Origin of the sequence: Novimethylophilus kurashikiensis, from assembly GCF_003112435.1 — a bacterium.
GTDB classification, from domain to species: domain Bacteria; phylum Pseudomonadota; class Gammaproteobacteria; order Burkholderiales; family Methylophilaceae; genus Novimethylophilus; species Novimethylophilus kurashikiensis.
In genome coordinates, this window is record NZ_BDOQ01000009.1 from 66,087 (window position 1) to 80,764 (window position 14,678).

The 14,678-nt window shown below is 57.7% G+C and carries 10 protein-coding genes; all 10 read right to left on the reverse strand.

Annotation, left to right across the window (positions count from 1 at the left end):
- Window positions 1-5: 5 nt before the first annotated feature.
- The 10 genes from NMK_RS18965 to NMK_RS11345 all read right to left on the reverse strand — a co-directional run bounded on the left by NMK_RS18965 (window position 6) and on the right by NMK_RS11345 (window position 14,636).
- Window positions 6-2,381, reverse strand: a complete 2,376-nt coding sequence (locus NMK_RS18965; RefSeq protein ID WP_305778754.1) for a methyl-accepting chemotaxis protein — start codon at window positions 2,379-2,381, stop codon at window positions 6-8.
- A 27-nt stretch (window positions 2,382-2,408) separates the two neighbouring features.
- A complete protein-coding gene (locus NMK_RS18525) occupies window positions 2,409-5,111 on the reverse strand; it encodes a methyl-accepting chemotaxis protein (RefSeq protein WP_181376259.1) in 2,703 nt (900 codons plus the stop codon).
- A 46-nt stretch (window positions 5,112-5,157) separates the two neighbouring features.
- A complete protein-coding gene (locus NMK_RS11305) occupies window positions 5,158-5,655 on the reverse strand; it encodes a chemotaxis protein CheW (RefSeq protein WP_109015864.1) in 498 nt (165 codons plus the stop codon).
- A 12-nt stretch (window positions 5,656-5,667) separates the two neighbouring features.
- Entirely contained in the window at window positions 5,668-7,797 is a 2,130-nt protein-coding gene (locus NMK_RS11310) for a chemotaxis protein CheW (RefSeq protein ID WP_109015865.1), read from the reverse strand.
- A gap of 35 nt (window positions 7,798-7,832) precedes the next feature.
- Complete coding sequence (locus NMK_RS11315) at window positions 7,833-8,198, reverse strand: response regulator (protein ID WP_109015866.1); 366 nt, start codon at window positions 8,196-8,198, stop codon at window positions 7,833-7,835.
- Window positions 8,199-8,244: 46 nt separating this feature from the next.
- Window positions 8,245-9,477 carry a methyl-accepting chemotaxis protein gene (locus NMK_RS11320; protein WP_146187184.1) on the reverse strand — a complete coding sequence of 411 codons (1,233 nt, stop codon included), beginning with the start codon at window positions 9,475-9,477 and terminating at the stop codon, window positions 8,245-8,247.
- 571 nt (window positions 9,478-10,048) lie between these two features.
- Window positions 10,049-10,573, reverse strand: coding sequence for a DUF4142 domain-containing protein (locus tag NMK_RS11325; protein ID WP_181376260.1), 525 nt, complete (start codon window positions 10,571-10,573; stop codon window positions 10,049-10,051).
- Window positions 10,574-10,678: 105 nt separating this feature from the next.
- Complete coding sequence (locus NMK_RS11330) at window positions 10,679-11,713, reverse strand: DUF481 domain-containing protein (protein WP_227871456.1); 1,035 nt, start codon at window positions 11,711-11,713, stop codon at window positions 10,679-10,681.
- Window positions 11,714-11,821: 108 nt separating this feature from the next.
- On the reverse strand, window positions 11,822-12,700 hold the full coding sequence (locus tag NMK_RS18530) for a hypothetical protein (protein WP_181376261.1): 879 nt from the start codon (window positions 12,698-12,700) through the stop codon (window positions 11,822-11,824).
- Window positions 12,701-12,860: 160 nt separating this feature from the next.
- Entirely contained in the window at window positions 12,861-14,636 is a 1,776-nt protein-coding gene (locus tag NMK_RS11345; protein ID WP_227871457.1) for an aldehyde dehydrogenase family protein, read from the reverse strand.
- Between the last annotated feature and the right edge of the window lie 42 nt (window positions 14,637-14,678).

Sequence of the window (14,678 nt, forward strand, 5' to 3'; positions counted from 1 at the left end):
GAGGTTTAAAACTCTTCCCAGTCACCGTCCGGGTCGTGCTTGGGCAACTTGGGCATGGCACGCGACTTGGCCGCCACGGAAACTGCAGCCTTGGCTGGCTTGCGCGATGTCGCGGCAGGGCGATGCAGTTGCACGACTGTGTTATCAAGCTTGAAGCGGCTTACCGATTCGGCCAGCGTCTGAGCTTGCTCTTCGAGCGATTCGGCCGCAGCAGCAGCTTCTTCCACCAGTGCAGCGTTCTGCTGCGTCACTTCGTCCATCTGGGTCACGGCCTGGTTGACCTGGTCGATGCCCGTGCTTTGCTCCACCGATGCGGCAGTAATCTCGGCCATGATGTCGGTGACTTGTCGCACTGCCTGGACGATCTCTTGCATGGTCTTGCCGGCTTCTTCTACCAGGCGGGTGCCGCCATCGACCTTTTCCACCGAATCCGAGATCAATTGCTTGATTTCCTTGGCAGCAGCAGCCGAGCGCTGGGCGAGGTTACGAACTTCACCTGCCACCACGGCAAAGCCGCGGCCTTGTTCGCCGGCTCGGGCGGCTTCAACCGCCGCATTGAGCGCGAGGATGTTGGTCTGGAAGGCAATACCGTCGATCACGCTGATGATATCCACGATCTTGCGCGAGGACTCGTTAATGGCGGACATGGTTTCGACGACTTCGCTGACCACCTCGCCGCCCTTGGTCGCCACGCCGGAAGCCGCGCTCGCCATCTGGTTGGCTTGCTTGGCGTTTTCAGCGTTCTGCTTCACAGTGGAGGCGAGTTCTTCCATGCTGGACGCGGTTTCTTCCAGCGAAGATGCCTGTTCCTCGGTGCGCTGCGAGAGGTCTGTATTGCCGGCAGCGATTTCCTTCGATGCCGTACTGATGAGATCGGCGGCTTCGCTGATCTGCTGCACGATCTCGCGCAGGTTATTGATAGATTGCACGACGGAGTCGCTCAATACCGCGAATTCGCCTTCATATTCGCCGGTCATGTTCTGGGTGAGGTCGCCTTGCGATAGCGCAGTCATGACGGCACGCGTGTCGGCGAGCACTTTTTCCACCATGAGCTGGTAGCGCTTCTGGTTGGTGATGTCGGAGGCGTACTTCACCACCTTGTAGACCCGGCCGCTGGCATCTCGGATCGGGTTGTAGGAGGCCTGAATCCACACTTCCGCGCCACCCTTGGCGATGCGCTTATATTCCCCCGAATCGTATTCGCCGCGGTTGAGCCGTTCCCAGAAGGCCCGGTATTCGGGGCTATTGGCGTAGGCTGCATCGACAAAGGTGCGATGATGCTTGCCCTTGGCTTCGTCCAGCGAATAGTTGATGACGGAGAGGAAATTGGGGTTGGCAGTAATGACGGTGCCGTCGAGGTTGAATTCGATCACGCCCATAGATTTGCCGATGGCTTCGATCTGGCCTTGGTAGTCGGCGTTCCTGATCTTTTGCTCGGTAATGTCGGCTGCGTATTTCACGACCTTATATACCCGTCCGCTGGCGTCACGGATCGGGTTGTAGGAGGCCTGGATCCAGACTTCCTTGCCGCCCTTGGCGATGCGCTTGTATTCGCCTGCATCGTATTCGCCACGGTTGAGCTTGTCCCAGAAGGCGCGGTATTCGCTGCTCATCGCGTATTCCGGATCGACGAAGGTGCGATGATGCCTGCCCTTGGCCTCGTCCAGCGAATAGTTGATGACGTTCAAGAAAGTGGGATTCGCGGTGATGACCGTGCCGTCGAGATTGAACTCGATGACGCCCATGGATTTGCCGATGGCTTCGACCTGGCCCTTGAAGTCGGCGCTCTGAATTTTTTGCTCGGTGATATCGGCCGCATATTTCACGACCTTGTACACCTTGCCGTTGGCGTCGCGGATCGGGTTGTACGAAGCCTGGATCCACTTTTCCTTGCCGCCCTTGGCGATGCGCTTGTATTCGCCTGCGTCGTATTCGCCGCGATTGAGCTTGTCCCAGAAAGCTCGGTATTCACCCGAGGCGGCATAAGCTGCGTCGACGAAGGTACGATGGTGCTTGCCCTTGACCTCGTCCAGCGTGTAATCGATGACCGCCAGAAAGTTAGGGTTGGCGGTGATGACCGTACCGTCGAGGTTGAACTCGATCACGCCCATCGATTTACCGATGGCGTCGATCTGCCCCTGGTAATCCACCAGCTTTTCCTGCACCTCGGCTACGGCCTGTTCGGATTGCTGCTTGAAGTTGGCCGTGTCGCTCCGGTAGGAAGCGATGAGCCCGCGCCCCAACCAAACTGCGGCCCCAATTGCCAATAAGAAAACCACGACAGCGCCGGCCAGCAGTTGCTTGGCTGCGAGCAACGTCGCCATGATAAGCGCTGCCAGCAGTGAGCCGATCAGCAGTGTGATGCGCGATGAGTAATCCATAGTCGCCTCCCTCGTTACTTCTAATAGTTAAAATTCCTGCCATTCCTCGGTGACCGTCAGTCGGCTGCTGTGTTGTGCAGCGTCGATGGCGGGCGCTGCCCGGAACTCTTTGATAGCCGGGCTAATACCTTGCCTGGCGGATACTGCGGGCGCTGTCGATTGGAGCAGCTTGAATACCGCTACCGATTCCATCAGCGTCTGTGCTTGTTCTTCCAATGCTTCCGCAGCCGTCGCGGCTTCCTGCACCAGGGAAGCGTTCTGCTGCGTGCCTTCGTCCATCTGGGCGACGGCGCGGTTGATCTGGTCGATGCCCAGGCTTTGCTCCACGGAGGCGGCGGTAATGCGCGCCATGATGTCGGTCACGTTGTGTACCGCAGCCACGATTTCCTGCATGGTTCGGCCCGCATCGTCCACCAACCGTGCGCCGTCCTCCACCTCGTCTACCGAAGCGGCGATGAGCTGCTTGATCTCCTTCGCAGCTGCGGCCGAGCGTTGTGCCAGGCTGCGAACTTCGCCCGCCACTACGGCGAAACCGCGGCCTTGCTCTCCGGCACGAGCGGCTTCCACCGCCGCGTTGAGGGCAAGGATGTTGGTCTGGAAGGCAATGCTGTCGATGACGCCGATGATGTCCACGATCTTGTGCGATGACGTGTTGATGCGCGCCATGGTATCGACCACTTCGCCGACGACGGCACCGCCCTTGACGGCGACTTCCGAGGCAGCCACCGCCATGCGGTTGGCTTCCTTGGCGTTTTCGGCGTTCTGCCGCACCGTGGTGGCGAGGATTTCCATGCTGGAGGCGGTTTCCTCCAGCGTGGCGGCTTGCGATTCGGTACGCTGGGACAAATCCATGTTGCCCGCGGCGATCTGCCGCGCTGCGTTGTTGATGGCTTGAGCCGCGCCGCGGATCTGCTCGATCAATTGGTGCAGGCTGTCTACCGTGCTATTGGAGTCGTTTTTCAGCTGGGCGAAGGTGCCCGCATACTGCCGGTCGATTTGCTGGGTGAGGTCGCCGCGGGTGAGGGCATTGAGGATCCGCACCACGTCCTGCAAGCCGGTCTCGCAGGTTTGCAGCAGGTGGTTCATGCCTTCTGCCAGATTGAGGAAAAATCCTTGCTTGTTGCTCGGGACGAGGCGCACAGCGAAATCGCCGTTGACGGCTGCGGTTACGACCGTTTCAATTTCCTGTTCCACGGAGACTTCCTGCGTCCGGTCCATCCACAGGCTGACGCGGCCTAGCTGATGGCCTTCTGCATCCACGATAGGCTTGGCAGATAACCGCAACTGACGGCCCTTGAACACAAAATCGACGTCACGGCTGGTATGCACGGCTTCGTCCAACTTGGCCGCCGCGACCGGGTCCTTGAAAAGCTCACTCAAGCGGTGGCCGATGAGGTGCTCTACGTTGAACCCTGCGCCGCCGATGAGCTGCATCAATTGCTTGCAGGCCGGTGTCATGTGGCGTAACAAGCCTTCGCGGTCGGATACCGTGATGCATGCGGAGGAGCTATCCAGTGCGGACTGAATACGCAGTGCGTTTTCGACCACTTGTTTCTCGCGCGCTTCGACAGCTATTTTTTCAGTGAGATCGACCCATTCCGCCACGGTGCCTAACCGCTCGCCATTGGCTGTAACCACAGGGTTAGCTACCACTTCCATGGTGTATCCGCCCAGTTTGATCATAGCGCGATGCGTGTCTTGCAGTTGCGCCAGCAGATGATGCTGATGAGCCGGGTTGCCATGGAAGATGTCGATATTGCTGCCTACCAATCGATCCGCGCTGAATTCAGGTAGTTGCTTGCGAATATCGGCCTCGGCTCGTTTCAGCAGGCGATGCGCCGCTTTGTTGACATAGACGATGTTGCGCTCGTTATCGGCGATCATGGCGCCGGTGTTCACGTTGTCCAGCGCTGTTTGAACGCGCACCGCCTCGTCGGCGAGTCGGCGTACTTCGGCTACGTCGTAACCGATCTTGATCTGTACAGAACGCAGCGCCTCCAGCACTCGCCCGATCTCGTCGCTACGATCGATATCGAAGTGCACGTTGAGCTTGCCTTCGGACATCGTCTGGAGATGCCGCCGGATCATGTCGAGCGGTGGCACCAGGCTTTTCACGAGAAACCAGGCGGTGCCAATGACCGATATCAGGCTAAGGGCCAGTAACGTCACTACGGCAGCTTGGCTCATCTGTGCTACATAGGCTGCGATGGCCAGCAACAGGAACCCAGAGGGCAAGACGACGCTGGCGCCGACCTTGCCGGGCAGAGGCAGGTCGAGCATGGCCCTACGAAGCCGCACGAGCAAGGGAGGGCTGGGGAAGATATTCTGGTTCCAAAGTTTATACAGCCGCTCCGCAGTCTCGACCTGTGCACGCGTCGGCTTGGCACGAACCGACATGTAGCCGGTGACGACACCGTTCTCGCGCAGGGGGGTGACGTTGGCCACTACCCAGTAGAAATCGCCGTTCTTGCAGCGGTTCTTGACCAAGCCCGACCAGGGACGGCCGGCCTTGAGGGTGTTCCACATGTCCTGGAAAGCCGCCGGTGGCATATCAGGATGGCGGACCACGTTGTGGTTGTAGCCGATCAGTTCGGATTCGGAGAAGCCGCTGATGCGGACGAAATCGCGATTGACGTAGGTCAGGGCGCCTTTCAGGTCCGTCGTCGATACGATCGTATCCTGCTCGGTCAGCAGATATTCCTGGCTGGTTACAGGCAAATTGATTTTCATACTTGCGGCTTCTTCGCTTTTTCCTGGTGACTGGGCTTTTCTCAGGTTACTGGTCCAGGGTGTCGATCAACGCCATTTCCTGGCTGGACATCAACCGTTCGATATCCACCAGGATGAGCATGCGGCCTTCCACCGTGCCGAGGCCGGTGAGGTATTGGGTGTCGATGCTGGCGACGAGATCAGGTACGCCGCGGACCTGGGAGGTGAGCAGGGTAATGACGTCGGAGACGCCATCTACCACGATCCCCACGGTGCGACCGCCTAGGTTGAGAATGATGACGACCGTGAACTCGTTGTATTCGACGGTTCCCAGGTTGAATTTCACGCGAAGGTCGACGATGGGCACGATGGTGCCGCGCAGGTTGATGACGCCCTTGATGAAATCGGGCGTGTTGGCGATGCGTGTCACCGCGTCGTAGCCGCGGATTTCCTGCACCTTGAGGATCTCGATGCCGTATTCTTCGCTGCCCAGGGTGAAGGTCAGGTATTCGCCTATGGGGGTGTCGGCACTGTGTTCGGCGGCTTCCACGGGATTGACTGCCATGATGTTTGCTCCTTATTGCCCGAGTTTGATCAACGTCGGCACATCCAGGATGAGCGCGACCGTGCCGTCGCCCATGATGGTGGCGCCGGAAACGCCGACAACCTTGCGGAAATTGGTTTCCAGGCTCTTGATGACGACCTGTTGCTGGCCTACCAGCGCATCGACGAACAACGCGGCTTTCTTACCCTCGGCTTCGATCAATACCAGCACACCGTCGCAGGGATCAGTAATGTCGGTCGCAAGATTGAACACGTTATGGAGCGCGATGACCGGCAGGTATTCGCCCCGCACATGCACCATGCGGCCTTCACCGGTCACGGTTTTGATGTCCTGTGCCTGCGGTTGCAGGGTTTCAACGATGGTGTTGAGCGGAATCACATACAGGCTGTCGCCCAGCCCCACGGTCATGCCGTCGAGGATGGCGAGTGTCAGTGGGAGCCGGATGGTGATCGACGTACCTTGTCCGGCTTCGGATGAAATGCCAACGCTGCCGCCCATCTCGGTGATGTTGCGTTTCACCACGTCCATGCCAACCCCGCGGCCGGAAACATCGGTCACGACCTCGGCAGTGGAGAAGCCGGGTTCGAAGATGAGCATCCACACCTCGTTATCGCTCATGCCCTCGGAGACGGCTAGCCCGCGTTCGCGTGCCTTGTCCAGAATCTTGTCGCGGTTAAGCCCGCCACCATCGTCGCTCACCTGGATGACGATGTTGCCGCCTTGATGCGACGCCGAAAGGGTGATCGTGCCCTTTGCCGGTTTGCCCGCGTCAATGCGGACATCAGGCTGCTCGATACCGTGGTCCAGGCTGTTGCGCACGAGGTGGGTGAGGGGGTCGGCGATTTTTTCGATCAGGCCCTTATCCAGCTCGGTCGTTTCGCCCACGGTGACGAGTTCCACCTGCTTGTTGAGCTTGCCCGCCAGATCGCGCACCACACGGGGAAAGCGACTGAATACGAAGCTGATCGGCATCATGCGGATCGACATCACCGATTCCTGCAAATCGCGGGTATTTCGTTCCAGTTGCGCGAGGCCGGCATGCAGGCGTTCGAACGTCACCGGATCGAGCGCCGCGCCGGTTTGGGCCAGCATGGCCTGGGTAATGACCAATTCACCGACCAGGTTGATCAGTTGATCGACGCGCTCGACACTGACGCGAATCGATGAATCGCCGTTGCCGCTGCTGGCGGCGGTTTTACTCGCACCCTGCGGCAGTTTCGGTTTTCCTGAAGGCCGCGACGCAGGGGCTTCTGCCGCCGGGACAAGTGGTAATTCCTCGAAAAAGCCGAAGCCGGTGTCCTCGACGGCGGAAGGCGCACCGGTAGTAACGGTTTCAACTGACTCGTCGGTGCTTGCATCAGGCGGAGGCAGCGGCAGGTCGTCGAAAAATCCGAACCCCAGATCGTCGTCGCTAACAGGGGCTGGATGCGTGACATCAACAACATGCTCGATGGAGAAATCCTTAGGCGGAATCAAGAATTCCAGGGTTTCTTGCAGCGTTTTTGCTGATGTACTTGTGGTGAGGCGAAACACCCACGGGGTGGATTTGTCGGTTTTTTTCTTTTTCCCCTTGATCACCGGTTGCTGCAAGGTTTCCAGCTTGCCTTGACGGGTGAGCTCTTCGATCATCGTTTCCAGGATGGCCGGCTGCTTGAGCAGGAATTTTGCGGGTTGGATTTCTATTCGATAGATGGCTTCGCTGGCTTCTATGTCGTTGTCAATCTCCGGGTTTGCAGAGGAATGACTGCCATCGAAGGTTTCGGAAAACTCGAGCAACTTGCGGCATACCGCATCCTTGCTCTCGGGGGCGGTAGGCTCGCCGCGGATATGGCCGTTGAGCTGCGCCTTGAGCACATCCACGGCTTCCAGGAAGACATCGGTGAGAGGTTCGCTCGGCGTCATCTCGCCTTTGCGCAGACGGTCGAGCAGGTTTTCCAGCACATGCGTGACTTCGGTCATGTCTGTAAAACCGAACGTCCCGCTGCCGCCCTTGATGGAATGCGCGGCGCGGAAAATAGCGTTTAGTTCCTCGATGTCCGGGGCCTCGATGTCCATGGACAGCAAAAGGCTTTCCATTTCTTCCAGGCGCTCGGCGCTCTCGTCGAAGAACGTCTGGTAGAACTGCCCCATGTCGATACTCATGGCCGACTCCCGATCGATGCTGGCGACTGCAAGGTTCAGCCGATGACTTTTTTGACGACTTCGAGCAGCTTGTTGGGATCGAACGGCTTGACCAGCCACCCTGTCGCCCCGGCAGCCCGACCTTGCGTTTTCATGGCTTCGCCGGCTTCGGTGGTAAGCATGAGGATGGGCGTGGCTTTGTATTGGGGCAGGGCGCGGAGGCTTTTGATCAACGTGATGCCATCCATGCGCGGCATGTTCTGGTCGGTGAAGACCAGGTTGAACGACTTGAGCTTGGCCTTGTCCAGGCCGTCCTGGCCGTCTACTGCCTCAGTGACCTCATAGCCCGCGCTCTTCAGCGTGAACGACACCATTTGCCGAATGGAAGGGGAGTCGTCGACTGTCAGGATGGTTTTGGCCATGAAATAAGCTCCAGTTTTGGATTGATTTAATAAGGCGTAGTAGGTGTCAGAACAGCTCGACGCCACCGGCGTCGATGTTGACCTGCTTGACCGGGTTGTGCCGTGTTCTTTCGATGAGCGCGCGCGACTCGATCAGCTTGTGTTCCCAGCGCTCGAAGCGATTGTTCTGCTCGATAAAGCGTTCGTCGATGGCGGTGATGCCGTTGAGAATCTCGCCGATGACGTTGAGCCGGCTTTCGGAGTGTCCGATGAGTTGCGAGGCCAGATCCTGGAATTGGAGGGTGGTGATGGCGGTCTTGACGTCGTTTTCTACCCGGTCCGTCAAATCGCTAAGCTCGGCCACCGCTGTCATCATGACGTCGTTCATCTTTTGCACGACGCCCATCATGTCTTCGACGCTCTCGCGGGAACTGGTAACGACCTGCATATCGGCTGTTGAAAGTGCCTGCACGACTTGTTCCGCCCCTTGCATCGAGGCCACCATGTCGAGCATGTGGCTGCGGATTTGATTGCTGAAATCGGTGGAACGCATGGACAGCTTGCGGACTTCTTCCGCCACTACTGCGAATCCACGCCCGGCTTCGCCCGCACGTGCCGCTTCGATGGCTGCGTTGAGCGCAAGCAGGTTGGTCTGGCTGGCAATGCCTTCGACCTCGGTCAGCAGGTGCTGGATATCCTTGACCTCATGGTTGATGAGATCCATCTTGGTAACCAGCTCTTTGCCCAGGTTGTTGTTTTCAACGCTGCGGTCGACAAACATCGAGAGCACGCCCGATGTGTCGGCAAGGAATTTCTCGATGGTGAGCGTATCTTCGCGCGAATTTGCTGTATCAGATGTCGTTGATCCGCCAAGATCTTGCGCCTGCTGATGTGCAATCTGGAGCACCAACTGATGTTGATGACGGGAGGCCGATTCAAGCCCGGTAAAACTGCCGATGAGTTTCTGGATGGCATCGTTGAGCAGGGCTTGCAGCTGGGTCAGTTCGTCCTTCGAGCTGGCAGCCTGGGTCAACAGTTCTTCGTGGAGGGATTGAAACAGGCCGTCGAAATTGGCCGCCAGTTTGGTCAAGGCCTTTTCGGTCTCTTCGACGTGGTGGCGACCTGCTTGCTGCGCCTTTTTTAGGGTGGCTGCCAGCAACATGAACCATGCGGCGCAACCGGCGGCTGCAATTCCCATGTCGGAAATACCTCGCAGCTGCAGCGGTGCCTCCATCACTCCCAATCCCAGCAACATGGCTGCCGTGATCCCAACGCCCACGTAATACGGGTTATATCGCACTTGAGACCTCTATATAATAGATTTTATATTTATCAAAATTATCACATTTATCATTTACGTCAAGAACAATTTTTTATTTAGGGTGGCCGAGAAATAGAAAACCCACTGGCGGATCGCAGTGGGTTTAATCGGGGGCCAACGTTGCACGCAATTTATTGCGCGCTTGTTTTAACAATCAAGAATTCCTGATTAGGCGGTTGGCCATCGCGTGCAGGTTCTGGTTTTTGCTTGTTGTCTGCCGGAGGGCGCGGGCGCCTGCGTAAAAACGACATCGATCTATCCTTCTCTCAAATGATTCGAGTTGATTTTGAGTAACGCCGACATCGAACTATATCAGCGCTTTCACTTTTATCATTTATAGCACTAATATCACTTAAGTCAATAGCTTTTTATGCGATTGGCATAGATTGGTAGTGGATAGGACCGGGAATTTGGGTTGGGCGTCTAAGCGCAACGAGGAGAACGATGGAGGAACGGCGCAGGGCGAAGATTGCAGTAGCCGACGATTAGAGTTAACAAGCGGCGAAAACGGCATTAGGCCGCTCATGCAGGAGCAGCCTTAACAGCAGGACTAATGCGAACCGGACTGAAGCTGCTTGGCATGCTCCAGGTGTTCGGCGATCTTGGCTCGCGATTGTGCGAGTGCGTCTTTCATTTCAGTGTTCTTGGCGCTGGGGATCAGGGTGTTGTCGAAGGTGTCGAGCACGCTCTTATGCTCGGTAATCTCGTTCTCGATGTACGTCTTGTCGAATTCTTCGCCCTTGAGCGATTTGAGCTTCTTCAGAGATTTGTCGCCGTCATCCTTGAGGCTTTTGCTGACAGCATTGAATTGGGGCTTGAGGCCCTGTTTCTGCGCCAGCGACTTGATGGCGTCGTTCATGACGGTATGGTCGCCGACCATCTGTTGGGCGAATTCCTTGGTGCCGGTACTGTTGGCATGGCTCTGAGCAAAGCTGCCTTCCTTGATCTCGCCAGCGTTGGCGGTTTCAACCACCGATAAGATTTCGCCTTCAGAAAGCGTGGCCGTAGCGGCATAAAGTTGCAACGGAGTGATTAGCGCGGCATATCCGAATATGAAAAATAGAGGTTTCTTCATCCGAGTCTCCTTGTGTTGTGAATGGCTCCGGGGCGTGCCCGAAACACAATTCGTCATTATTCGGGAGCAGACGATAGTCACAGTTCGTTATCGCACGATGCCTATCTACCAGCCGTAGCCCAACGTGAACATGAGGATGGAGTCGGCGCGTTTGCGACCGACCGCAGGGCGACTATCCCAGTTGTACTGGAATTGCGTGCTGGCGTTGAAATTGAAAATGGGCGGAAAACGGATGCCGGTCTTGGATGTCAGCAGGTAATGGCTGGTTTGCTGGATATCCATCAGCACTTCGTGTTCGTGGAAGAATTTGGTCGAGCTGTGGAACAGCATCTGATCGTAGCGCAACGCCCAGCGCAGGCCGGGGTAGCTATCGTCCTGAGCTTTATAGAAATCTTCATTGATGTAGTTGACGCCGCCTTCGATGGAAAGGTTGAGGTTGGGCGTTTCGAAAATCTGATAGCCGGTACCGACGCCCGCCGTACTGCGTAGCTTGAGATCGCGAAAGCGGTCGTTTTCAAATGAGGTGTTCCCGTACACATACCATTGCGGCTCCAGGAAGCGGTCATACTTGCCGTTGACGCGGCTGTTGAACTGGGTATTGCGGCCTCGATCCTCAAGGCGGTGGAAGTAGCCGCCGATGGTGAAGCGGTTTTTCAAGGCACGGAAAACGGTTTCACCGTCGATATTGATCCCTTTTGTCTCGCTGTTGCCTTGGGTGAGGGTGCCGCCTGCGTTGATGTTGCCCGTCCACTTGTAGCCCTCGCCGGTGAGATCGGGCGATGGGTTGATGTAGCGGGTTTTCATGAGGGAAAAATTCTTTTCCTCGCCACCGTTCTCTTGTTCCAGCCCAATATCGCCCGGGTCGGTCGAAACCAGTTCCCCGCGCAAGCTGGAACCGTCCGAAAGGACGAGATGCACGGGTTCGTCGGAAGTGATGTTCTCTATTTCCGACCACTGAACGTTGATAGTCCCCGCATAGTTGGTCTTGAACACCACTGTCGTGGCTTCTTTCTTGACGATAGAGCCGGTGAGCAGGTCGCCGTTCTTGAGCTTGATCTGGTCGGCCCTGGCTTGAACTTGAAACACGGCCAGCACGATGGCCAGCACGAGCGGTGTTTTAAGGCGGATGCGACGATACAACGAGGGCCTCCCATGAACGACCGGCCGAAACAGCACCGGCCGCTAGAGGCCGTAAATTAATGGGGATAGAGGCTCTGCTCAGTACGTTAAGCCACTTACGTGGGCGGCTTAAAACTGTAGGCCTGCCGGGCCGTAGAAGTCGTTCATGAGGAATTTTTCAAGCCGGTCGTTATCTTCCAACCGGGCCGAAAGGACCACTTCACCGCGTGTCGGCGACATCCAGTTGAAATCGCCGTCGTAATACCGGCGGATGATTTCGATCATTTTCTGGATGACTGCGCGATGGATATCTTCACCCAGCTTGGCATCGACTTGGTAGGTTTCCTTGCGCGAATAACTGTATTCGCCTTTCCAACCCCGGAAAACAAGTATTGCCGAGTGCTGGTCCATGCGCGGCACCTGGAAGATGCCGTTGGTGCCTGCCTGGGGCGCCTTGACCTGTTTGACTTCCTCGGTGGTGTCGTCCTGGCTGGGCGCGTGGCGCTGGTCACGCATGGCCTTGACGTAGGACGCCATGTCGGGGAACTGGGACGGATCCAATGTTTTTGCCGGAGGCGACGGCTGAGGCGCGGCGGCGACAGGCGGCGGTGTCTGCAGTTCCGGCTTGGACGGTATCGTGATCGGCGAGGGCTTGGGTGTTGTCATCGGCCGCGGAATTTTCACCGTCTTAGGCGGTATGGCTTTCTTGACCGGTTGCGGTGGTGGGGGTGGCTCAACCGGCGGTGGTGCTGGCGTGGTTTCCGGCTCGGGCGTCTTGGTCGGCTTATGGGCGAGATTGACGACGATGGTGGAGGGCAGCGCGGGTTTGACCTCCTCATTCAGCAGTTTTTCGCGTACCACCACGAATAGCAGCAACGCGTGCAGCAGCACCGAAATCATGAACGCCAGCGAGAAATTGCGCGAGATTCGGATGGTCCCGTCGCTACGCTGGGACGATATCCAGCTCGGCACGGAAGCGGTCAATACGGGTTGGGCAGGGCGCTGCATGAACGGCGGGTGTTGGCTTGCTGGAGCGTAGGCGAGCGATGGGGCGTATTGTTGATCGGTTTACCGGCGGAGTCAAACAAAGACAGGCACAAGGCGGATGCCCTGTACCCGTAGAGATGGAGATGATCTTGAAAGTTCCTGGGCGGCCGAGCCAGCTTAGCTATCCGCGCAACGCTTCCCACAGGATGCCCGGCATCTTGAGCCAGCTCGGCGCGTTTTCCAGCACGACCAGCTTGCGCAGCAAGGCCGCTGCGGTGCGATGGCCGGGCACGTAGCCGGGCTTGGGGAAGGAGGTCAGCGGCGCGCGAATGACGGCTTTTTCGATGCCCTCGAGCATCGCGGTGTTATGCACGAAGCCGGTGCCGCTCTGAATATTGTCGGGCTTGGCGCCGGGGTAGGCGCCCCACGGCGGCGAGGCGAATACGAAAGAAAGGCCGGGGAAGGTGTTGACTGCGACGGTGCCGTATTCCAATCGATCGATGGCACGCTCGAACGCAACATTCACCGCGGAATTCTTGAGCGTGGACGGATGCACGATGAGGGTGGCGCTGAGCGTGCCCCAGAGCTGAGTGTTGACCCAATCTACAGCCCGCTCCAGAAACTCCATCGGGTTGGGCGAGCCCAGTTCCACATCGGCAAACACGGAGCAGAACGCTTCTTCGTGGAACAGTTTTTCCGACTGGTTGTGGTGGTCGAGCCCGCTGACGAAGCTCCACGGCAAAGCATCCTTGGCTGGCAGACCGATATTGACCATGTTCGAGCGTCGTTCGGTCATGTGTTTCCAGCGCTCTGCGGCGCCGGGATAGTAGGCGGCTCGCGGCTCTATCGTGGCGCACACCCGCCGCACCGCACGTAAAAAACGTGGGCTGCCATCCCAATCCTTAGGTAATACCAGCATCTTGGCCGCATTGCAGAGAAAGGACGCGTTCATGGTCATGGCCGCGGCGATGACCTCTGCCTGGAACTGGATTTCCTCGTCGGTATAGGGGCCGGGCACGACGATAACTGGCGAGATATTGCCGAGTTCTGCCGTGATGGGTTTTTGCGTCAGCGGCTCGTTGGCGGCGCGACGTGCATCTTGCTGCGGTCCGGGAGCGCCCCACACGATCTGGTCGTAGGTCTTGTCCGAGCCGGTGAGGTGGATTTCGTCGACGCCCGGATGGTAGGCCAGATGGCGTCCTTCGTCGGCACTGCCGTAGACGACCTCGAGAAAGCCGTTGCGAATGGCGGCCTGGAAACCTTCTTCAATTAGAGGGCCGAGATAGGCGTTGACCGGGTTCATCTTGAGCACGCACACCTTGCCTTCATTGAAGAGCTTGGTGATAACGTCCATCATGCCGATGGCGGCGATGTTGCCCGCCCCCAGCACCAGGACCACCTTGCCGGCGTGATCGGGATGCTTGTAGAAAGCGGCTCGGTCAGTGTCCAGTGTTTGCTCGGTGACGTGGTGCTGCATGTGGACGTCCACCGTGACGTCTTTTTGCAGCATGGCATCGATTGGGCTTTGCGGAAAAACCCGCACGGCAAGTTTGCCGCTGAGGGTTTTTGCCACAGGGCCGATGGGTGTGTTGCCTGTTTTCTTGAGACTGCGCAGTGCATCGGCAATCAAGCGCAGCTGCCGGATAATGCCCCAAGGGCCGGTGGCCCATTCCTCGGCCTCCAGAGGCGATCCGACCGGGATATTCTTGGCCTTGCAGCCGGCTTCTACCATGTGTTGCGCGACTTGCATGAAGTCTTGTCGCAGTGTTTCGGCCAGTGCGATGCGCTGGTCCAACGAGAGTGCAGCGAATCGCACAGCGCCTTCCCGTAGCCGGCTCACAGCCTGGTCGAGCGATGCTTGGGATGTTGGAGCCTGGGTGACTGGCGTCATTATCGAGGAGGGGGAATCGGTATCCAGTAAAGGATTGACGGTATCGAGGACAAGTGGCTGGGACATGGCGATCTCCATGGAAGCGGCGTGTATGTCCTAAATAAGTTC